The 21,239-nt window shown below is 47.9% G+C and carries 13 protein-coding genes; all 13 read left to right on the top strand.

The annotated features are described in order from the left end of the window. The first annotated feature begins 240 nt into the window (after nt 1-240). The 13 genes from A8708_RS13605 (at nt 241) to A8708_RS13545 (ending at nt 21,238) form a co-directional block, all read left to right on the top strand. A complete protein-coding gene (locus A8708_RS13605; protein WP_068664210.1) occupies nt 241-4,635 on the top strand; it encodes a CBM96 family carbohydrate-binding protein in 4,395 nt (1,464 codons plus the stop codon). 158 nt (nt 4,636-4,793) lie between these two features. Continuing rightward, nucleotides 4,794-6,593 (top strand): sensor histidine kinase, encoded by a 1,800-nt coding sequence (locus tag A8708_RS13600; RefSeq protein WP_068664208.1) that lies wholly within the window; start codon nt 4,794-4,796, stop codon nt 6,591-6,593. Next, nucleotides 6,571-8,028 (top strand): response regulator, encoded by a 1,458-nt coding sequence (locus tag A8708_RS13595; RefSeq protein WP_068664206.1) that lies wholly within the window; start codon nt 6,571-6,573, stop codon nt 8,026-8,028. The genes A8708_RS13600 and A8708_RS13595 overlap by 23 nt, the downstream gene beginning before the upstream one ends. A gap of 97 nt (nt 8,029-8,125) precedes the next feature. Further along, a complete protein-coding gene (locus A8708_RS13590; RefSeq protein ID WP_068664204.1) occupies nt 8,126-9,472 on the top strand; it encodes an ABC transporter substrate-binding protein in 1,347 nt (448 codons plus the stop codon). A 75-nt stretch (nt 9,473-9,547) separates the two neighbouring features. Further along, nucleotides 9,548-10,426, top strand: coding sequence for a carbohydrate ABC transporter permease (locus tag A8708_RS13585; RefSeq protein ID WP_068664202.1), 879 nt, complete (start codon nt 9,548-9,550; stop codon nt 10,424-10,426). Between the two features lie 19 nt (nt 10,427-10,445). Further along, nucleotides 10,446-11,294 carry a carbohydrate ABC transporter permease gene (locus A8708_RS13580; RefSeq protein ID WP_068664200.1) on the top strand — a complete coding sequence of 283 codons (849 nt, stop codon included), beginning with the start codon at nt 10,446-10,448 and terminating at the stop codon, nt 11,292-11,294. A gap of 289 nt (nt 11,295-11,583) precedes the next feature. Further along, nucleotides 11,584-13,863, top strand: a complete 2,280-nt coding sequence (locus A8708_RS13575; protein WP_068664198.1) for a helix-turn-helix domain-containing protein — start codon at nt 11,584-11,586, stop codon at nt 13,861-13,863. Between the two features lie 212 nt (nt 13,864-14,075). Continuing rightward, on the top strand, nt 14,076-15,017 hold the full coding sequence (locus A8708_RS13570; RefSeq protein WP_068664196.1) for an ABC transporter permease: 942 nt from the start codon (nt 14,076-14,078) through the stop codon (nt 15,015-15,017). Between the two features lie 22 nt (nt 15,018-15,039). Next, a complete protein-coding gene (locus A8708_RS13565) occupies nt 15,040-15,921 on the top strand; it encodes a carbohydrate ABC transporter permease (protein WP_068664194.1) in 882 nt (293 codons plus the stop codon). 37 nt (nt 15,922-15,958) lie between these two features. After that, complete coding sequence (locus A8708_RS13560) at nt 15,959-17,509, top strand: extracellular solute-binding protein (RefSeq protein ID WP_068664191.1); 1,551 nt, start codon at nt 15,959-15,961, stop codon at nt 17,507-17,509. Between the two features lie 355 nt (nt 17,510-17,864). Beyond that, nucleotides 17,865-18,749 carry an ABC transporter permease gene (locus A8708_RS13555; protein WP_082927486.1) on the top strand — a complete coding sequence of 295 codons (885 nt, stop codon included), beginning with the start codon at nt 17,865-17,867 and terminating at the stop codon, nt 18,747-18,749. A 21-nt stretch (nt 18,750-18,770) separates the two neighbouring features. After that, a complete protein-coding gene (locus tag A8708_RS13550) occupies nt 18,771-19,646 on the top strand; it encodes a carbohydrate ABC transporter permease (protein ID WP_068664189.1) in 876 nt (291 codons plus the stop codon). Between the two features lie 53 nt (nt 19,647-19,699). Continuing rightward, nucleotides 19,700-21,238 (top strand): extracellular solute-binding protein, encoded by a 1,539-nt coding sequence (locus tag A8708_RS13545; RefSeq protein WP_068664187.1) that lies wholly within the window; start codon nt 19,700-19,702, stop codon nt 21,236-21,238. Nucleotide 21,239: the final 1 nt, after the last annotated feature.

Below are 21,239 nucleotides of genomic sequence, written 5' to 3'. Positions count from 1 at the left end.
GAGAGGACTAAGTTTTGTTATGCAAAGCGATAAGTTTTCACCCTACTTGCCTTTTGAGCACAGTGCTATATTGAGTTTGATTAGGTACCGAAAGGAGGAGCGCGAGCGATTCCGGTGTGGTGAGATAACCGAGCTGATGTTGATACAAAGGAGAGGAGAACGAAATTGTAAATGGAGAATGATTGTCGGCCGCTTACTTGAATTGAAATGAAATTAGCAACCCATAAGGGGGAATCACTCATGTTAGGGAGCTTCAAGCCTATTAATAAGAAGATTTGGTTGTACGCACTATGTCTTACTGCATTGTTTCTCTTCAGTATGTTCGCTCAAAAGGCATCCGCACGAGTCGTCGAAACAGTCCTAGTCGACAATGGGGATCCCGGCTATGTCGAGTCCTCAGTTGGAGCTTGGGCGGATTCCGGTTATGTGGGTTATAACGGTACTACAACCCGCTATACAAGCGAATTTTGGAACATGGGCGCTTATGCGAAATGGACGCCAACGCTTACCGTCAGCGGTGACTATACTGTCTCCATCTACAGTATTCGAGACGTGGGTACCGATCCAAGTGCAAAGGCCGAGATCGTTCATGCAACGGGAACGGATACGCAATATTTGAACTGGACGACCGGTTCGAACGGTTGGCAAGTACTGGGAACGTATCACTTCGATTCAGGTTCAGCTGGTTTCGTCAAGCTGAGCCGTGGAACGACAAACACTAAGCTACGTGGGGATGCTGTTAAGTTTGAACGTCTGTCAGATGATACGAGCTTGACTCCCTCAGCAGACGTCTATGTAAGAGGTGGTACGGATGCGAACAACAATTTTGCAACCGCTTCCGAATTGCAAGTGAAGAAAGATACGGCGGAATTTACCCGGGAGTCTTATCTGAAGTTCAATCTTGAATCGGTTTCCAATCAACCAATTGGTTCTGCTAAGCTTTATATCTATGGAGCAGTTACAGATCCAACAGGAACGGATATCGATCTGAAGCTGTATGGATCGCTGGATGAAAGTTGGCAGGAAAATACGGTAACGTGGAACACTTACCGGCCTACTCCTTATGACTATCTGCAGACAGCCTCTATGCATTCGTCCAATCAAGAGTATCAATGGTACTCCCTAGATGTCACTTCTTATGTGCGTACACAGATCGCAAGCGGTCATTCAGCCAATTTCGTTCTGCTCGAAGATGTAGCGAAGGGGCTGCTTGTTCGTATCAAGAGCAAGGAGAGTACGGCCAATAAGCCTTATCTTCTAATTGATAAGAAGGTGCCTGATGTGGCTGCTCCGACTTGGCCTACGTCAAGCATACTGACTACAGATTCGAGCGGGGATGAGACAGCCGTTACGCTGAGTTGGACGGCAGCGCAGGATAGTACCAGCATTACGGGCTATAACATCTATCAAGAGGGCAAGCTTATCGGTACCGTTGACGGTCAAACCTTCAGCTATCCTGTAACTGGCCTAACCATGAATACGAAATATACATTCAAGGTCGAGGCTGTCAACGCTGCAAGTAAAATCAGCGTGGATGGGCCTTACCGAACCACGAGGACTGGTGCGGTGCGGCTGGAACAGCAAAAGCTTGGCAATGTGTTCCTTGATAACGAAAATGCTCGCTTCAAATTCGTGACTGACCGTCAAACGCTGGTGTGGCAGGTTAGTGACCTCAATGGAAAGTTAGTAAAGGAAGGCGTCATGTCCAATTCTGGCACGGAGGCGATGCTCAGTTTCCCAATGACACAAAAGGGGTACTTTGTGCTCCGAACAACCTTAGAATCACCGGGACGTACGCCTGTTGAGCTCAAAACAACCTTTGCCGTGTTGACTCCGTATGATTGGTTGCAAGTGCAGGACTCACCATTCGGTGTGAATACACATCTGTCGAGCCTACTCATTGGCTGGTCGCCGCTCTTGGCTGATTTAGCCCGCGAAGCTGGTGCAAAGTCGGTTCGAGATGGATTTTACTGGGGGACGGTTGAATCAGTTCCGGGTCAATATCAATTCAATCAAGACTATCGGGATAAAATGACTCGTCTTGGCCAGAATCAAGTTCAGATGATTGGCGCGCTCGGACTGAACAATCCGCTCTATGACCAGAACAGCACACCGTATACGGACGAAGGGCGTACGGCATTTGCCAATTATTCGCTGGAAACGATTGCGCAATACGGATCGCAAACGCCTTGGATGGAAGTTTGGAACGAATACAATCTGGCTGGCTATGGCGACCGAGGTAGCGGACCTGCTGATTCTAAGCCGGAGTACTACTACTTAATGCTGAAGAAAACGTATGAAACGATCAAGCCTGTGTATCCAAACGTAACGATTGTGGGACCTGCATCGGCGTATGTCCCTCTAGACTGGTTTGAGGAATTTTTCAAACTTGGCGGTTTGCAGTATCTGGATGCCATTTCTATCCATCCGTATACGCAACCAAGCCCGCCAGAAGTTATGGTTCAACAGCTTGAGGGTTTGAAAACCTTGATACGCAAATATAACAATGGACAATTAATTCCGATTTATTCGACAGAATTCGGCTGGTCGACGCAGGAAGGTGGGAATACAGAGAAGCAAGAAGCTGACTATCTCGTCAGGGGCTATGTGCTTCAGCTAGCGTCAGGAATCGAGAAAATATATATGTATGATTTGATGAACGACGGAATTGAAACAGCTAACAATGAGCATAACTTCGGCATGATTCATAACTTGAAAGACCCGCTAGGTGCGTACACACCAAAGCCGGCTTATGCAGCTTATGCTGCCATGACGCGACAACTGACAGGATGGCAGTTCGATAGTAAAGACTCGACAGGCTCGAATCTGTACAGTTATCTTTTCAAACAAGATCAGGCCAAAACCCGCGTCGTTTGGGCGATTCGCGACACACTTGTAGCAATTGCAGCGGACGGCCCACTGGAAGTGACGAATATGATGGGGAATACGGAGACGTATGTTCCTTATCAGGGCTACGTATATGTGACGATTACAGGCGAGCCGCTTTATATCAAAGGGGATATGTCTGGGATTAGTGAGGGGGCTGATTTTCAACTGACCGAAGTTGATGGGATCTTAGGAAACCCCGTTTCGATGATGCTGAATGTTCAGTACGGAGGGAGTTCGGCGCTCTCCGCAACGTTCTCTATGGAGGGAGTTAGTACTTCCGTGCAAGCTTCTCCAGGGCAAAATGTGGGTGTGCCCTTTACGATTCCCGGATCCAATCAGATTGGTAATCGCAAGGTAACCGGATATTTAGAAGCGGGCGGCGTGAAGTTTGGTAAGATTGAAGGACATATTCAGACGGTTTATGCGAGTCAAGCCGCATTCTTTCCTTACGTTGATCCGAAGTCAGGGCAGAAATCACTTAAGTTCGAATTGAGCAACCGTTCCATTACGCATACTGCTGAGTTTAACCGAATTGACTGGCAATTTGGGGGACAATCAGGGATTGCTGAGTTGAATCTGACACTTGCACCTAACACTTCCCAAACGTACAATATCCAGCTCGGCGAGGGTACGGAATTAGGCGTTTCGTATGCAACAGACGTAAAGGTTACGATGGCTGGCAGAGAGCCGTACAAGTACCAAGGGAAACTCGATTTAAATGTCATTCCAGCCGCCGTGAGTATCGTAGATGGTGTCATTGATGCGCCTGGCGCATCTCCCACAGCCGATCTCGCGAATGGAGTGGTACTAATGACCGGGTACACGGGCGTGAATGATCTGAGTGGGAAAGTTTGGCTTAATTATGATCAGGTTAATTTGTATATATCTGCGCAGGTGACGGACAACGTGTTTGCCTACCCAGCATCTGGTCAGAACATTTGGCAAAATGATAATATCCAATTCGCAATCGCACCAGGATTACCAGGTGAGAGTACGCAATGGTTCGAGTACGGTATTTCGCAAACGGACTCCGGTCCGCAAATCTACCGCTGGATTGCGCCGAATGGCTTTCCCACCGGTGATAGGACGGGAAGTGGAGAACTGACTATAGTACGGGATGAAACAGGCAAACGGACTGTCTATGAACTGGCCCTTCCCTGGTCGGAGATCTCACCAGTGAAAGAGCCAGGAAGCAACGGTATGAGTCTCTCACTACTGGTCAATGACAACGACGGAGCTGGCCGAAAAGGATATATGGAGTGGGGTTCCGGTATTGGTTCGTCCAAAGATCCAAGTAAATTCAGATCGGTTCAATGGGGCTTGGCATCGGAAGCTTCCGTCACGCTTGCGACCTATGGAGCATCTGTCATGCAGGGTGACACACTCGACTTAAGTGTCGGCATCACGAAAGCAGATGCCATTTCCAAAGCCAGACTCACGATTACGTACGATGCAAGCCGTTATACGTATACTAGCTTGGAACCAGCGTCGAACGCAGTGACGGCAACGCAAACAACAAGCCAAGACGGCCAAATAACACTTCTAACAAGCCTTAACAATGCCCAACTCATGAACGAAGACGTGAGCCTATTGAAGCTCCGCTTTACTGTAAAGAATGATGCTACTGTGGGTAGTACAGATTTCACTGCAATTAATTCGACAGCAGAATATCCTAGTGGACTTAAGCAAGTGATGCCGACGGTAACAACTTCTGTTAATGTCGTGAATCCAGGAATCCAGCCTTAGGACTGCAGAATTAAGAAGAAAATAACACGCCCACTTGCCTGCCGGATCCCGGCAGGCAAGTGGTGTATCTTCGTTAGATCTTGCTGTACAGCTCTATTCTCCCATGCTACGATGAAGCCAACCTTTGAATGGAAACGGTAAGAAAAGGAGGCAGGACGATGAGCAAATGGCAAAAGAAAAGGCGGGCATGGTTTCCTTTAACGTTAAAATATCGTCTCATTGTTACGTTCGTAGCGTTGTTGCTACTTCCCTTGTGTCTTGCTGTCTACTCGTTATTTCGAAACTTCGAGTCAATTCGTCAGGATGACTTGACAGCCCGTATGTCCGAGCGGATGCAGCAGGTACATACATCTTTAACGGATATGATGGCATTCGCCTATAAAACACACACAATGCTTAGTCAGGATGAGGGCTTAATTAAGGTAATGGATAGTCCGGAGAACTACGACCCTATTGAGCGAAAGCGCTTAATTGAAAGCAAAATGTCAGGCATTAATAACAGCTTCTTTTTTCACCAGACGGAACTTTATTTCAAGCTGATTGATCACGAAGGGAATGTGTACACATCGTATTCGCCAAATGGCCAGTTAACCAACTCCATCGACGAGTTTCAAAAATGGAAGAGCAGATTGGAGCGTTCTCCCCAGTCCTATGAGTGGGTGGCAAGCGATCCGAGCGATCTCAACAATTACCGTGAAAGCAAGCTTTTAAGTTTATATATTCTGCTGCAGGATCAGCGCCGGGGAAATTATGGGTTAGCAAGAATCAGCATTGATGCGCAGGAGTGGTTCGACAGTACGGTGAAGAATATTGCCGCAAACCAAGAAATCACTGTTTTCACCGGCAAAGGTGAGTCCGTTCTTAGGAGCAGCGGTGCCAGCATCGGCAGTAACATCATTGAACAGGTAATAGAAGAGGCACAACATTCCGGCTCATATCGGGATGCTTCGACTGCATCGCTTGTCACCTACAGTTATCTGGATAAGCTGGATTGGTATGTCGTCAGTCGCATATCGCTCGATGATTTATGGTCGGAGTTGACCCGGCTTCGCATCCGCTTTTTCCTGATTCTAGGGCTGTTGGTGGTCGTATTCGTAGCGGTTATTTTCTTGATTGCATCGCGCGTAACACGTCCACTCTCCCTACTACAGAAGAAAATGGAAGAAGCGTCTGAGAAGAAGTTGAACGTGAGACTCGATGTCAAGATGAGTCAAACGAGAGAAATTGCTTCGCTAGGCTCCAGTTTTAATCGGATGATCAATGACATTGGAGCGCTGATTCAGCGTCTGAAAGAAGAGGAGCGGCAGAAACAAGCCGTCCGATTTCAGATGCTCCTTACGCAGATGAATCCGCATTTTCTGCTCAATACACTTAATATGTTGAAGTGGATGGCGCGCAAGGAGAAACAAACCCCCATCGTCGACATTTGCATCGCACTTGGCGGGTTGCTGGAGGCAAGCCTCAATTCGGAACTTGAGTTGCTGCCTCTTCATGAAGAAATTAGGCTGCTGAAAGCCTATGAATCCATTCAAAAGTTACGCTACCAGAGTAGATTTACAATGCTCTATGAGGTGGATGAATCGGTTACTTATGCACTTGTTCCAAAACTTAGCTTGCAGCCACTTGTGGAAAATGCCATTGTCCATGGCTTCGATTCGGAGGAGCAGCGAGGGACAATCATCATACGCGCTAAGGCGGAAGGCGGAAAACTTATACTTGAAGTAGAAGATAACGGAATTGGTTTGGAAGAAGCGTCCAAGAAGCGTAAGCGGAGGAGTCGCGAGGGCATCGGCATCAGTAATGTAAAGGAAAGACTCCAGCTTCTATACAAGGACGATGCCATCTTAGAATTTGTTTTCATTGCGAGTGGGACGCTTGCAAGAATAACAACGGCTTTATTGGTATCAACGCCATTTACGGAGGGAGGGGACAACCATGTGGACAGTCTACCTAGTTGAAGACGAAGTATTCGTGCGTCAGGCGATTCGCGAAATTCTAGCGTGGGAGAAGCACGGGTTTCACGTTGTTGGAGAAGCCGGGACGGGGAAGGATGCACTAGCCGATATCCGTAAGCTTAAACCTGATGTCGTCATCTGTGATATTGTCATGCCCGGCATGGACGGTATCGAGCTGCTCAGACAGGTTCGGGAGGATGGGATACCGAGTCGATTTCTTATGCTGACTGCGATGAGCGATTTCAATTATGCCCGAGATGCGCTGCAGTATGGTGCCACTAATTATTTGCTAAAATTATCGCTCAGTGACGAAATAATAATAGATAACTTGTCCCGGATCAAGGGCGAGCTTCTGAATGAGCTGCAGCGTAAGGGAGAATCGCTTTATCAGATGTACTATCAAGCTTGGGCAGAAAAGTGGAGGCATGGAGGCATGTCCGAGCCGACAGGAAAATCCCTTGCACTGCCTGATGCTATTCATTCGCTTTCTCTTACTGTCTATACGGTTTTAAGCGGTTCAGAGACCATAACATGGGACCAGCTCGTGGACATGGGAATCGCCCCAAGCGAACAGTATATGTTGATTCATCCGTTTACGGAAGCAGGGGAGACCGCATTCTTCTGCTGGAGTATGAGAGAAGACAAGGGACTGGTAACGACTTTCATGATGGGAGAATATCCTGTTGGGATAGTCACCGGGGGCAATCTTCTCACACTGTCGGACACATGGGAACTTGCACTCAAGCAGTTGGATGGGTTCTGGTACGGGGATAGTTATGGTCAAGAGAGAGGTTCCTATCTTGCCGAGCGTGAGCTGGAAGCGGAATTTATGCTCTGCTTCGAAGAGCGCCATGAGACGAAGTGCATCGAGCTCATGGATGCGATCTGGCGAGGAATGGCTATTGCTGGATATAGCCACATGGAAGTCAAGCAGGCTGCCATTCGTCTCGCAGAGATGATCGTGATGCTTGCAAGAGGTCGTGAAGTACCCAAGGAGCTAGTACTTGGAGAGCGGAGCCATCACGAGTTGCTGCAAGCGATGAAACATTGGGTTACAGCGTGTATTCGGAAGATGAACGAAGAGGCAGGACTTTACACGGATCATCCCGATGTCAATCGGGTGATACGCTATATGCTTGAGCATTTTCGGGAAAATATATCGGTTAAAGATCTGGCCAAGCTGGCTTCGATGAACGTTGATTACCTGAGTACACTGTTCCGAAGAAAGACGGGACAGACACCAGTCTCCTTCCTTCAGAACATTCGAATTGGCCATGCGAAGCAGCTGCTGCATTACTCGGAGTGGAGTGTAGCGGAAATAGCCGATCAAACGGGATTTACCGATGATGCCTATTTTATCAAGCTATTTAAGCGTGAAGTTGGACAAACACCAAGCGCCTACCGGAAGGCGAAGGTAATCTCGGATTTGTCATATTAACTCGTAAGTTTTGACTCTTAGAAGGAATCGAGCCCACTGGTATAGTGTGAATAGAGGAAGTTGATTGTAGTCCTATTATTCACGAGGAGGTCCAAGCATGAAGAAAAAGAACTCAATGTATGCAGGAATGATTACCTTAGTTACGGTTGCATCCGTGCTGATTACCGGCTGCGGCAGTCAAACAGCGGAGAATGTACAAACGCCTTCCACGAGCTCCACGGCAGCGACCACGGCGCCAAAGAAAGATCCAGTGAAGCTTACCATGTGGGGAGCTGTGCCAGCAGAAAGCGGTCCTCAGGCTGCAGTAGATAACTGGAACAAATTGCATCCGGAGATTCAAGTTGAGTATGTACGATTCGTGAATGACGACGCGGGTAACTTAAAGTTGGATACGGCACTCGTTTCCGGACAACAGGTAGACATGTACATGAATTATGCCTTCAATACGTTAGAAAAGAGGGTCATGGCTGGAAACGCGCTCGATCTGAGTACCTTCAAAGACTATAACATTGATGACAAGATGGGTTCAGGTGCCGCCATTTGGAAGAAGGATGGTAAATACTATGGCGTACCCACCAAAAAAGGCCTTTCCTTCGTTTGGTTGAACAAGGACATGCTGGATGCAAAGGGGCTTCCGGTACCGACCAATTGGAGCCTGGACGATATGAGGGATTATGCGAACAAGTTGAGGGGTGACAAGGTATGGGGGGTTGCGGAGAGCGATTATTACTTTACAGTACCTATCAACGGATCGCTTATGAAACAAAGCCTGCTGATGACGAAGCCGGACAACACCTCGGCGTTCGATAATCCGTTTACGGTAAAGACGCTCCAAGTATACTCGGATATGATGTTCAAAGATAAGACCATAATGCCGCATACGGAGCAAATTACATCCAAGCCGGCACTGGATCAAATGTTCGTGAAGGGCGAGACGGCGATGTTGTTCTCGACAGAGCAGATTTTCCGGACAACCAATAATCTCAAAGATTTCCCGCGGAAGTTCAAGGTAGCCGCTGCTCCAGCGCCTTCGGTTACCAAGGATCAAACGGACTATATGTACAACGGTGGTCTGGGCGACGTACTGACGATCAATTCGAAGTCAAAATATAAAGATGAAGCCTGGCAGTTCATCAAATGGTATGCGGACGAGGGCATGCTTCCCCTAGCCAAGGGTGGACGTGTACCTTCTTCAAAGGATTTCAAGGCGGATGCAGCCGTTAAGGCGATGTTCGAAGGGGTGGAAGACACCTACGATCTTGAATCGGTGAAAAGGGTGATGTTCGGTAATCTCCCTCTATCTTTGACGCAGCTTGATGCGAAGACCTCCTCGGACTTCCAACCCGTGTACGATAAAGTGTTCACACAGAAAATAACACCTGAAGAGGGTTCTAAGGAACTCGCACGCATTCATAATGACAACTTAAAAGCAGCGAAAAAATAATTGAAGATAGGGATAGGGGAAGTTAGGGGCTTGCTCCGGGCTTCCCTTTTCTATTCCTTGAAAGAGGGTGATCCCATGAGTTGGATGAAGCGGCAGCGCATGCTGGGGTATGTATTCATAGCCCCAAATGTAATTGGAATGACCATATTTCTTCTTATTCCAGCCGTATTCTCGTTTTATTTAATGTTTACGGATTGGGTGTTCTCCAGCGGCAAAGGACCACAGTTTGTTGGCTTAGACAATTTTCGCAGGATGGTAAAGGAAGAGTTGTTTTGGATTTCTATCAAAAATACCATGCTGGTTTTGCTTCCCGTACCTGTCGCGGTGTGTTTCGGCTTTCTGATTGCGATCATGCTCAACAATCGGGTGTATTTGACTAAGACACTGCGAGCGTTCTTCTTCGCTCCTTACTTTACTAGCGGCATTGCGATCGCTTTCGTTTGGATGGTGCTCTTCCAGCCGAGCGATGGGCCGATTAATGCGTTCCTGCACTCACTTGGTGTCACGAATGTGCCCCGTTGGTTCTCTTCGCCAGACTCAGCTATGGTTGCCGTGCTCATTATGTTAACCGTAGGAGGTATCGGCTACAATATGATCATTTATTTGGCGGCGCTGCAAGATATTTCAACTGAACTGTTGGAGGCAGCTCGGATGGATGGTGCTAAGGCGAATCATATGGTCTTCAAGATCATCTTGCCCCTTGTTAGTCCGACTACGTTCTTTCTGCTTATTACTGGATTTGTAGGTGCTGTAAAAGGTTTTGGCATGATCTATGCGATCACACAAGGCGGCCCGGCAAACAGCACAACCGTGTTCTCGATCTATGCCTATAAGAAAGCCTTTAGTTTCTATGAAATGGGCTTTGCATCAACGATATCATGGACGATGTTTCTACTAATTTTACTCATTTCACTTCTCCAGTGGTGGGGACAGAAACGATGGGTTCACTATTAATCAAAGAGGGAGCATGCTCATGAATGCAAGTGTTAGCCGGACACTCCGAAATCGAGTCGCTAAGGGACTAAACACCATCATAATGGCTTTTCTAAGCCTGCTGTTATTATCACCGATGTTGTGGATGATCAGTACCTCGTTCAAGAAGCCGAAGGATGTCTTCACCTATCCGATCCAATGGATTCCTCTGAATCCGGTCTTAACAAACCACATTAAAGTTTGGACGACTGGTGACGGATTTCTCATGTTTTATCTAAATTCACTCAAAATTTCCGTTACGCTTATGATACTAGCTCCTCTTTTGGCGGCACTGGCGGCCTACGGATTCAGCAAAATTGAGTTTAAAGGCCGGAACGGGATATTCTTCTTATATCTATGTCTCATGATGATCCCACAGCAGGTGCTGTTCGTTCCTAAATTTATCATGTTTGATTGGATGCATATCTATAACACCCACTGGGCGTTGATCCTACCGGGCTTGTTTTCCGTATTCGGTGTATTCATGATTCGCCAGTTTTTTCTCACGATCCCGCAAGAGATCTCCGAAGCGGCTTTAATCGACGGAGCGGGGCATATCCGTATCTTTATCCGGATGTTTCTGCCGCTTTCAAAGCCAGTGCTGGCTACTTTCGCAATTATTGACTTTACTTGGAACTGGAACGATTATGAGAATGCGCTGATCTTTCTAATTGATAAGAAGCTGTATACAGTGCCTATCGGCATGCAGAACTTTATGTTGGAGGCTGGCGTAGATTACAACTTGATGATGGCTGCGGCGACGGCAGGGGTGGTTCCGCTTTTGATTGTTTTTTTCTTAGGTCAGAAGTACATTATCCAAGGGTTTTCCAGTTCGGCTGTGAAGGGATAAAACAATGACACCGTTTATGCAGAGGAACGAATGCTGCAGGTAAAGTATCGAATATTAGTAGCTACGTGGTGAACAATGCGGGTGCTAGATCCAGTGATACGATGATTGTCAAAGTAACCAAATATTTGAGCCGCACGAAACTAAATGTAAGGGGCTGTCCCAAAATGGTATAAAATCCTCGGATCTTTGGTTCACGACAAAAAAGCCAGATATGATTATAGACGGTAACTCCGAAAATGGCTACGATGAACGTAACGACCTCATCGGCATTTGGGAGGAATACATACTCATGAAGACAGCAGCGAAATCAAAATACTTCCATAAGATGATCGTATTCTCGATCTTCCTCATTACGTTTCCCATCGTCACCGTGGGGGGATTTTCATACTTACGTTCTTCTCACACGATTCAAGAAAAGGTCAACTCGGGTTCCCTGCAAATCCTGCAGCAGATGCACCAGCGAGTGGAGCAGAGTCTGCGTACCGCCGACAATGCGCTAACGCAATTCACGGCGTCCTCTTCGGTCTCGAAGTTGTTGACGACAGATGTGAGCAATGTGCAGCACAGCAGCAACATTCAGATGATCGAGGAGCTGCAGGAAGGACTCCGCCGGGTGAAAACCTATGATCTGGGCCTCAGCGACGTCCAGTTTATCCAATTCCGTTTTCAATGGAAAACAACGAATAATGGCTATGAGCGTTTTTCACCAAATGAACCCGACCGGATACAAGTGCTGGGAGAGCAGCGTGGCTCTTTCTGGCGCCGTAGTGACAACTCGATCGATTTGATCAAAACCTTGCCACTGACAGCTATTGATCCTCCGGCTGCCGTCATCTTGAAGGTTCCCTATGAGGAGATCAGCAAGTATTTGACCGCGGATACAGAGTTAGGGAAGCCGTTCATTCTGGATGCGTCTTTTCGAATCATTGCGGACGTGGATCGGTCCATGATCGGCTTGTCTGAGGCGGAAGAGCCCTATATCCGGCAGCTGGCGGCAGACAAGCAGCAGGAGGGAATTCTCCCCGTCGAACGGAACGGAAGCCGTTATAATCTCATTTATAGCAGATCAGTCTATAATGGCTGGACGTATGCAACCTTCGTATCGATCGAGGCGATGAACCGGGAATCCAGAGCGATTCAATGGTTCACGTTGCTCGTATGTGCCTTGGTCCTAATTGCAGGAGTCGTGGTATCGTTATTGGGCACGAGAAGGATGTATGTTCCGATTCTAAAGCTTTACCAAGAGCTGTTCAGTGCCTCATCTGGACCTGCGAAGCCGCTTCATGGCCAAGATGAGCTGCAATTGATCGGTGAGAGATTCCGCGCCTATGCTCTTAGCGAAAAGCAGCTGAGCAATGAGCTGCAGTATAAGCGCAATCAACTGCAAGATTTTTTTATCATGAAACTCTTTCTGGGGGAGGTACATCAGGAGGAGATGGAGGATAAGCTGTTCCTCGGTGGAGAAACCTGGAACAGCTTGCGAGTCATCGTTGTGCAGATCGACACGCTCGAGGGGAGCAGGTATGAAAAGAAAGATAAAGATTTGCTTCTATTTGCCGTAAATAACATTGTCACTGAGCTGGTCCAACCATCGGACCGGTTGCTTAAGCCGATTCTTATGGATCAATCGCAGGTTAATCTTATTCGAAGCATGCACCCTACACAGGAGGAAGCAGTCCGCTTCATCGACGAATTAGCGCTTGAAATTCAGGATACGGTCAAAAAATTCCTAAACATCAAGGTTAGTCTTGGCATCAGTCGCCCATTTGCTTATGTGAAGGGGGCAAGCCGGGCATACAAGGATGCGCTGGAGGCGCTCAACTACCGGATTAAGCTTGGCCATGAGGCAATTCTGTACATCGCGGATGTTCAGCCGAATGACCGCAAGCTGCCGGAATATCCGGAGAAGCTGAAGAACGATTTGATCGATGCTATCAAGTTGACGAACCGGGAGCAGGCGTACCTACTACTGCAACAGTTCTCGCATGAGGTGTTCAGCGTGCAGTTGACGCATCGCGAATACCAAATGATGATGATTGGACTCTTGACCGATCTTATCCGGCTCCTGCAGGAATCGGGCGGACTGCTGCAGTCCCTGTATGAAGAAGAGAAATCGCTTTTCGACCGGCTGTTCGAGCTTCAGACCTCCACGGAGATTGTGGAATGGTTTGAGCAATCCATTATTTTACCATCCATTCGACTCATAGAGGAGCAGCGAAACAAACAGTACATTCGCATTTCCGAGGAAATGATTAGCATGGTGCATAAAGAGTATGATAAGGAATTAACGATCGAGATGTGCGCGTTTCGAATTAATTACCACCCCGATTACATTCGGCATGTTTTCCGCAAGGAGGTAGGCATGCCCTTTGGAGAATACCTCGCTCAGTATCGGCTGCAGATTGCGAAGAAATGGCTGACGGAGACGAGCATGAAAATATCAGAAATTGCCGAGAAGCTTCAATACAACAATTCACAAAACTTTATCCGGTATTTTCGGAAAATGGAAGGCATGACGCCGGGGCAATATAGAAGCTCGGCAGACAATAGCGCAGCGGATCTGCCATAGATCCGGCTGCGTTTTTTCATGCTCACGCTTACCCTGCATTAGCCGTTATGGATTATGGGGCAGCCGTTCCGGATTATTCCCTGCGCAGTTCGGCCACTTCATTGGATATAACCATCTCGGATTATAGACGGCACGTTGATTCCACTCTTACGATGAATGCATCAGCCGGTACGCCGACGGCGAGAATTCAGTACACCAAGGAGGATGAAATCATGCATGCGAGAAGAGCGGGGGGACTGGCAGGCTCAAGTGGCCAGAAGCTTCGCCAGTTGAGAATGGACCGCTGGTTGTATCTGATGCTGGTGCCAGGCATTCTTTATTTTGTAGTATTCAAATATTTGCCCATGTGGGGCGTGTTCCTAGCCTTCAAGGATTACCAGCCTTTTCTCGGTTTCTGGGGGAGCAAGTGGGTCGGGTTAAAGCATTTTGAACGATTCTTCACGGATCCTTCGTTCTGGCATTTGCTGCGCAATACGTTTTCCATCGCTTCCTACAATTTAATTTTTTATTTCCCGTTACCAATCTTGCTAGCCCTGATGCTGAACGAGTTGAAGAATGAACTGTTCAAGCGGCTCGCTCAGACGTTGATCTATGTGCCACACTTCTTCTCGTGGGTCGTCATCTCGGGGCTTAGCTATATCCTATTGACGACGGAGGGGGGGATCGTCAATCAGCTCATTCAAGCTGCAGGCGGGGAGAAGATCGCCTTTCTACTGAGCAAGGACTGGTTCCGGACAATTATTACGTCACAGATCATTTGGAAGGAAACCGGCTGGGGGACGATTCTGTTTCTGGCGGCGCTCTCCGGTGTCGATCCCTCGTTGTATGAAGCTGCACGAATGGATGGAGCGGGACGTTGGCGACAGCTGATGCACATAACGCTTCCGGCCATTCGCAGCACAATTGTTATTTTACTTATTCTCCGGTTGGGCCATTTCTTCGAGCTAGGCTTCGAACAAATCTACTTAATGCTGAATGCGATGAACCGTGAGGTGGGTGAGACATTTGATACGTACATCTACACGAACGGTATCCAGCAGGGCTTGTTCAGCTATACGACTGCAGTTGGGCTGTTCAATTCTTTCATCGGCCTCATTCTCGTCGTAACTGCTAATACCATTGCCAAACGTTTCGGCGAAGAGGGCGTCTACTAGATCATTCAAGAGGAGGTGCGGTATGGTACAAGACCGTTCCTTAGGCAGCCGAATGTTTACAATTTTAAATTATGTCATCATCGGCGTATTCACTTTGTTCACCATTATCCCGTTTATTCATGTCCTGGCTTCTTCCTTCACGACGGCGGAGGAGCTGCGACAACGGGCATTCGTTCTATTCCCTACGGTGTTCTCACTGGACGCATATAAGTATATCCTGACGACCGATACGATCACGCGCAGCATGGGGGTTACGATCTTCATTACGGTGGCCGGCACCTTGTTTAATATTGCGATGACGACGCTGATGGCGTATCCGTTATCACGTAAAACATTAATAGGACGCAGCAAAATTATGCTGTTGGTGCTTTTCACCATGCTGTTCCAAGGTGGTATGATTCCGACCTATTTGACGGTAAAGGAGCTTGGCCTGCTTAACAGCTATTGGGCGGTCCTCCTTCCAGGGGCCATCAGTGCGTTTAATCTCATCGTGATGAAAAATTTTTTCCAACAGCTTCCAGATGGTCTTGAGGAATCGGCCAAAATCGACGGGGCGAATGATCTGATCATCTTGCTTAGAGTTGTCATTCCATTATCTATGCCCGCAATTGCGACATTTTCCTTGTTTTACGCAGTCGGTCATTGGAATTCCTTTCTGACACCTGTGTTGTACTTGAATAATCCAGAGAAGTGGCCGATTCAAGTGCTTCTGCGGCAAATTGTTATCCTGTCGCAAGGAGGTTTCGGCGATGCGTCGGAGATGGGCGCGGACTTCGTGCCGCCACCGCTGCAGACGATTAAGTCAGCTGTCATCGTGTTCGCGAATCTGCCGATTTTGCTCGTGTATCCTTTCCTGCAAAAGCATTTTGCCAAAGGTGTACTTCTCGGCTCGGTTAAGGGCTGAAATCCATTATAATAGTGAATAGGGAGATGGTCTAAAAATGTTAAACAAGAAGAAACGCTTAACAGCTGGTGCCTGCTTGGCAGTGCTCTCGCTAAGTCTGTTGTCAGCCTGCGGCGACGTATCTGATACACCGTCAACGACGGGGAAAACGCAGAACTCGAATAGTCCGGCTGCCAAACAGGGGCCGACGGCCATTTCGTTCATGCTGCCTTATTTTTCTACAGAGCCACCGAAAGCTGACAATCCTGTCTTCAAGAAGCTGGAGGAACTAACCAATACGAAGATGAATATCACCTGGGTACCGAATGCTGCATACAAAGATAAGTTGTCGGTCAGCTTGGCTTCCAATGACCTGCCTCAGGTAACGGTCATTGCCAATTTGGATGGAGGCAACTATGCGCCAAGCATATTAAACGGCGTTCGCTCCGGAGCGTTCTGGGAGATCGGGCCAATGTTGAAGGATTATCCGAACCTGTCCAAGCTGAACAAGGATGTGCTTGAAAATGTATCCCATGACGGCAAACTGTACGCCTTATACCGCCCTCGTGTCATTGCACGCGGAGGCATCATTTTCCGCAAAGATTGGCTTGATGCGCTGGGTCTCCAAGAGCCGAAGACGATCGATGAGTTATACAACGTCTTAAAAGCATTTACGCTGAATGACCCTGATAAAAACGGCAAGAACGATACCTACGGGCTAATCTCGCGCAAGGGGATAGCCGATCTAGACATGCTCTCCGGTTTCTTCGGGGCGGGCAACGGCTGGGAGTTACGGGAGGGGAAACTGGTTCCAAACTTTACGACAAAGGAATATTTGGACGCGTTGAAGTTTTACCGCCGACTCTTCCAGGAGAAGTTAATGAATCCGGATTTCGCCGTATCGGAGGGGAATCAGAGTAAGGCACTGTTCGAGAATGGCAAGGGCGGCGCTATTATCTCCACGGCGATCGACGATGTCGTTGGCAACGACCGAGAGATCAAGAAGCTTAATCCGAAAGGAGCAGCGGATATCGTCTCGCGCATTCAAGGACCGAAGGGAGAACGAATTCTAGCTTCCTCCGGTTATAACGGCATCTTCATGTTCCCTAAAAAATCGATTAAAACCGAAGAGGAGTTGAGGGGGATTCTAGCCTTCTTCGATAAGATGTTCCAGCCGCACATTGCGAATCTCCTGAACTGGGGAATAGAAGGGAAACATTACCACTTGGAAAACGGCAAAGCAGTCAGTTCGGAAGCGGAGCAAAAGCTGAAGGTTGACGACCTTCTTCCTGTGCCGCAGCTGAGCATTGTGATGAATACAGATGCTCCTCTGGAAGGCGTGAGTACACCGCTTGAACAAAAGCTGAAGAATATGTTTAAAGAGAACGTGTCCATCGCGGTTCCGAATCCGGCGGCTTCGCTGATTTCTTCGACGCTGTCCGAGAAGAGCGGTGAGTTGGATAAGATTCGCAATGATGCGAAGGTCAAATACATTCTGGGAGAAATCGATGATAACGGGTGGAATGCAGAGATTGATAAATGGCGGAAGTCCGGTGGCGATCAGGGAATCCAGGAGATCAACACGGAGTATGAAAAGCGGAAGAAGTAAGTTTGGGAAGTAAGTAGAAAAGCAGCTAACCATGAAAAATGGGTAGCTGCTTTTCTTTTTATTGCAAGCACGAATAGTCAACTCCTAAGGCGCAAAATACGCTATTACGATGTCAATAGATGTGCATACCGGTGTGAAATAATGATTACTCATGGGGCGAAAAGCCGCATTCATCAGGTTTTATAAGCTTTTCAAGAAATGAATATCGACTGTCAAGATGTTTAGCTCCTACAATGAGGAGGCAAGTTACATGAAGGAGTGAATCACCTTGACTGTCTACAATCATTCGTCCGATACCGAGTTGAAACGGATTAGAGCTGCAAGTGCTAGGAGGAAAAGGAGTCTGCTGCGCAAGATGACAATGGACCGCTGGCTCTACTTAATGCTGCTGCCGGGGATTATCTACTTTCTATTATTTAAGTACGGCCCGATGTGGGGCATTGTCATCGCATTCCAGGATTATTCTCCCTTTCAAGGGATGACGGGCAGCAAATGGGTAGGCATGAAGCACTTTCATCGGCTGTTCACCGATCCGACTTTCTTCGTGCTGCTGAAGAATACACTGCTGCTTTCAGTAATGAACCTTGCCTTTGTATTCCCGATGCCGATTATTTTCGCGCTAATGCTGAATGAGCTCCGAACGGCGAAGTTCAAGCGAATTATTCAGACGCTGATCTATATTCCACACTTTATGTCTTGGGTCATCATTGTCGGCATGTTCTACGTGATTATCGAGATGCAGGATGGGATCTTCCAGGAAATCTTAGCTTCCATGGGCTTACAGAAGTTTACCATTATGATGAATCCAGACCTATTCCGCCCCATGTATATTTTACAGTCGATCTGGAAGGACACGGGCTGGGGTACGATCATCTACCTGGCTGCACTAGCGGGGGTCGATCCTCAGCTATACGAGGCATCCAAGATGGACGGGGCGGGCCGGATGCGTCAATTGTGGCATATTACTTTGCCATGTATTCGCAGTACGATCATCATTCTGTTGATTTTGAAAATTGGAGATATTCTGGAACTTGGCTTCGATCATGTGTTCTTATTATTAAATCCACTGAACCGAGGGGTGGCCGAAATCTTCGATACGTATGTGTATACGTCAGGTATCGTTCAAGGCGCCTTTAGCTATTCGACAGCCGTCGGGTTATTCAAGTCCTTTGTCGGACTTGTGCTTGTCCTGGCTGCGAACCGGCTTTCCAAAAAGTTTGGAGAAGAAGGAATTATTTAAGAAGAGAAGGAGCCATCCATTATGAAGCATTATGACACATACACTAGTCGGTTATTCGACTATTTGAATTATGCAGTCCTGTCCTTGTTCGCGCTCGCTACGACTATTCCGTTTGTTCATATCGTAGCGACCTCATTTGCATCTGAACGCGAAGTGCTCACGAAGGATTTCGTACTGTTTCCAACTGAGTTCTCACTGAAGGCTTACCAGATCATCTTCGCGAACGACCGGATTGTGCACAGTTTGCTCGTTACGATATTCATCACAGTGGTTGGGACGTTGATCAACATCGTCGCTACCTCCATCATGGCTTATCCGTTGTCCCGCAAGGACCTTATCGGGCGCAAGCCGATCATGATGATGATCCTGTTCACCATGCTGTTCGGCGGGGGCATGATCCCAACATTCCTGCTCATTAAGGCGCTAGGACTGCTAAATTCATTCTGGTCCCTGCTGCTGCCTGGGGCGATCAGTGTGTTCAACCTCATTATTCTGAAAAACTTTTTTCAGCAAATGCCCGACGGGCTTGAGGAATCCGCTAAAATGGACGGCGCGAATGACTTGGTTATCCTGTTTCGGCTCGTGTTACCGCTCTCCTTACCGGCCATCGCCACCTTCAGCTTGTTCTATGCCGTAGGGCACTGGAACACGTTCATGACGGCGGTGCTCTATATTAATGATGCAGCCAAATGGCCGATTCAAGTGCTGCTCCGCGGTATCGTTATGCTATCGCAGGGCTGGCTTGATAATCCTGAGGCAGCAACCGATCAGACGCCTCCGTCGGAAACGGTCAAGATGGCCGTCATTACATTAGCTACGCTTCCCATTTTGTGTGTGTATCCGTTTCTGCAGAAGCACTTTGCTAAAGGGGTGATGCTCGGCTCCGTGAAAGGTTAGTATGCAAGTTGGCAATGCCTAAACTATAATAAAATCAGGAGGTCTACTCATTCATGAACAAATCGACGATGAACAAGATTACGGCTACCGCCATGGCAACGGCATTAACAGGAACGCTTCTGGCAGGATGCAGCTCCAGCACCGACGGTGCCAGCCCCAAGCCGGCGGAGAGCGGCAAGCCAGCGGCTACTGCCGCAGCACCTACAACGATTAAGATTATGTCCCAGACGGCTCTCGATCCGATAAAGGATGACAATCCGATAAAGCTTGAGATAGAGAAAATGTCCAATACGAAGCTGGAGTTTACATGGGTTCCGGCAACGGCGTACAACGATAAATTTAACGCGACTTTGGCCTCCGGCGAGCTGCCTCAGGTGATGCTAGCGAATACAGCCCGTAATGCGAATGTGGTCAATGCAGTGAAGGCTGGCGCGTTCTGGGAGATCGGACCTTACCTCAAGCAGTTCCCGAATCTGAGTAAGATGAGTCTAGATGTGATAAATACAGCTAGTTATGAAGGTAAGATCTTTTTACTTCCGCGGTTCCGTGATGGTGCTAGGCACATTATCGCATATCGCAAGGATTGGGCTAAGAATTTGGGCATCGCCGAGCCGAAGACGCTTGACGATTTGGCCAAAATGGCGAAAGCGTTTACGGAGAATGATCCGGATAAGAACGGTAAAAATGACACGATCGGCTATGCGGAGTCTGTCTCCCTGGACGCGTTATCTCGCGATATCTCCGTCTATTTCGGCGGACCTATGAACAACGGTATTATGAACGATCAGGTTGTCCCTAACTTTTTGACGCCAGAATATTTCGAAGGAATGAAGTGGTATCGCAGTCTATATGCGGGCAAGGCGATTAACCAGGATTTCGCTTTGCTCAACACCGCGCAGCAAGGGGAGTTGTTCACTAAGGGCAAAGCAGGTATTATAATCTCCGTAGATAGCAACCAGAAGACATACCAGAAAGATCTGCTAAAGGTAGATCCGTCCAGTGATGTCGGTTTCATTCAAGGCCTTCCAGGGCCTAAGGGCTTAAGAGCTTCCACAACAGGCGGCACGTTGGGCGGATATCTCTTCGCCAAGAGCTCTATTAAAACAGAAGCAGAGCTGCTCAAGATTCTTGGCTTCTTCGACAAGTTGTCATCTCCTGAAGGCATGACATTTGCCTATCGCGGTATTAAAGACGTAGATTATAAAATGGAAGGCAACTTACTCGTCCCTAACGTAACGCTGTCGGATGAAGCCAAAACAGGAACCGCTGCGTTCAGAGAACTGGCTGTCGCACATGCGAATGTAGGCACTCCGCTGAAGCCGGATTCGCCAGTAAACGAGCTGATCAGCTCCATGGTCGCAGCCAATGAGAAGATCGCCGTGTTTGACGTAGCTGGCGCCTTAATCTCAACAACGAAGAACGAGAAGGGGCCGGAGCTAGATAAGATTAAGGCGGATGCCATCGTGAAATTTATTATGGGTCAAATCGACGAAGCAGGCTATAAGAAGGCTTTGGAAGATTGGAAGAAAGCGGGCGGCGACAAGGTCATCGCAGAATTAACCGCAGAATATAAGAAGGCGCAAGGCAAGTAAA

The sequence above is a fragment of the Paenibacillus oryzisoli genome (assembly GCF_001653565.1).
GTDB classification, from domain to species: domain Bacteria; phylum Bacillota; class Bacilli; order Paenibacillales; family NBRC-103111; genus Paenibacillus_E; species Paenibacillus_E oryzisoli.
Note: the sequence above shows the minus strand (reverse complement) of the source record. Positions and strands in the feature narration are given on the sequence as shown.

Excerpts from the sequence above, each read along its gene's own strand:
- A8708_RS13595 (WP_068664206.1), top strand. The coding sequence starts at position 6,571 with ATGTGGACAGTCTACCTAGTTGAAGACGAAGTATTCGTGCGTCAGGCG.
- A8708_RS13600 (WP_068664208.1), top strand. The coding sequence starts at position 4,794 with ATGAGCAAATGGCAAAAGAAAAGGCGGGCATGGTTTCCTTTAACGTTA.
- A8708_RS13560 (WP_068664191.1), top strand. The coding sequence starts at position 15,959 with ATGTTAAACAAGAAGAAACGCTTAACAGCTGGTGCCTGCTTGGCAGTG.
- A8708_RS13550 (WP_068664189.1), top strand. The coding sequence starts at position 18,771 with ATGAAGCATTATGACACATACACTAGTCGGTTATTCGACTATTTGAAT.
- A8708_RS13575 (WP_068664198.1), top strand. The coding sequence starts at position 11,584 with ATGAAGACAGCAGCGAAATCAAAATACTTCCATAAGATGATCGTATTC.
- A8708_RS13565 (WP_068664194.1), top strand. The coding sequence starts at position 15,040 with ATGGTACAAGACCGTTCCTTAGGCAGCCGAATGTTTACAATTTTAAAT.
- A8708_RS13580 (WP_068664200.1), top strand. The coding sequence starts at position 10,446 with ATGAATGCAAGTGTTAGCCGGACACTCCGAAATCGAGTCGCTAAGGGA.
- A8708_RS13605 (WP_068664210.1), top strand. The coding sequence starts at position 241 with ATGTTAGGGAGCTTCAAGCCTATTAATAAGAAGATTTGGTTGTACGCA.
- A8708_RS13585 (WP_068664202.1), top strand. The coding sequence starts at position 9,548 with ATGAGTTGGATGAAGCGGCAGCGCATGCTGGGGTATGTATTCATAGCC.
- A8708_RS13545 (WP_068664187.1), top strand. The coding sequence starts at position 19,700 with ATGAACAAATCGACGATGAACAAGATTACGGCTACCGCCATGGCAACG.
- A8708_RS13590 (WP_068664204.1), top strand. The coding sequence starts at position 8,126 with ATGAAGAAAAAGAACTCAATGTATGCAGGAATGATTACCTTAGTTACG.
- A8708_RS13555 (WP_082927486.1), top strand. The coding sequence starts at position 17,865 with ATGACAATGGACCGCTGGCTCTACTTAATGCTGCTGCCGGGGATTATC.
- A8708_RS13570 (WP_068664196.1), top strand. The coding sequence starts at position 14,076 with ATGCATGCGAGAAGAGCGGGGGGACTGGCAGGCTCAAGTGGCCAGAAG.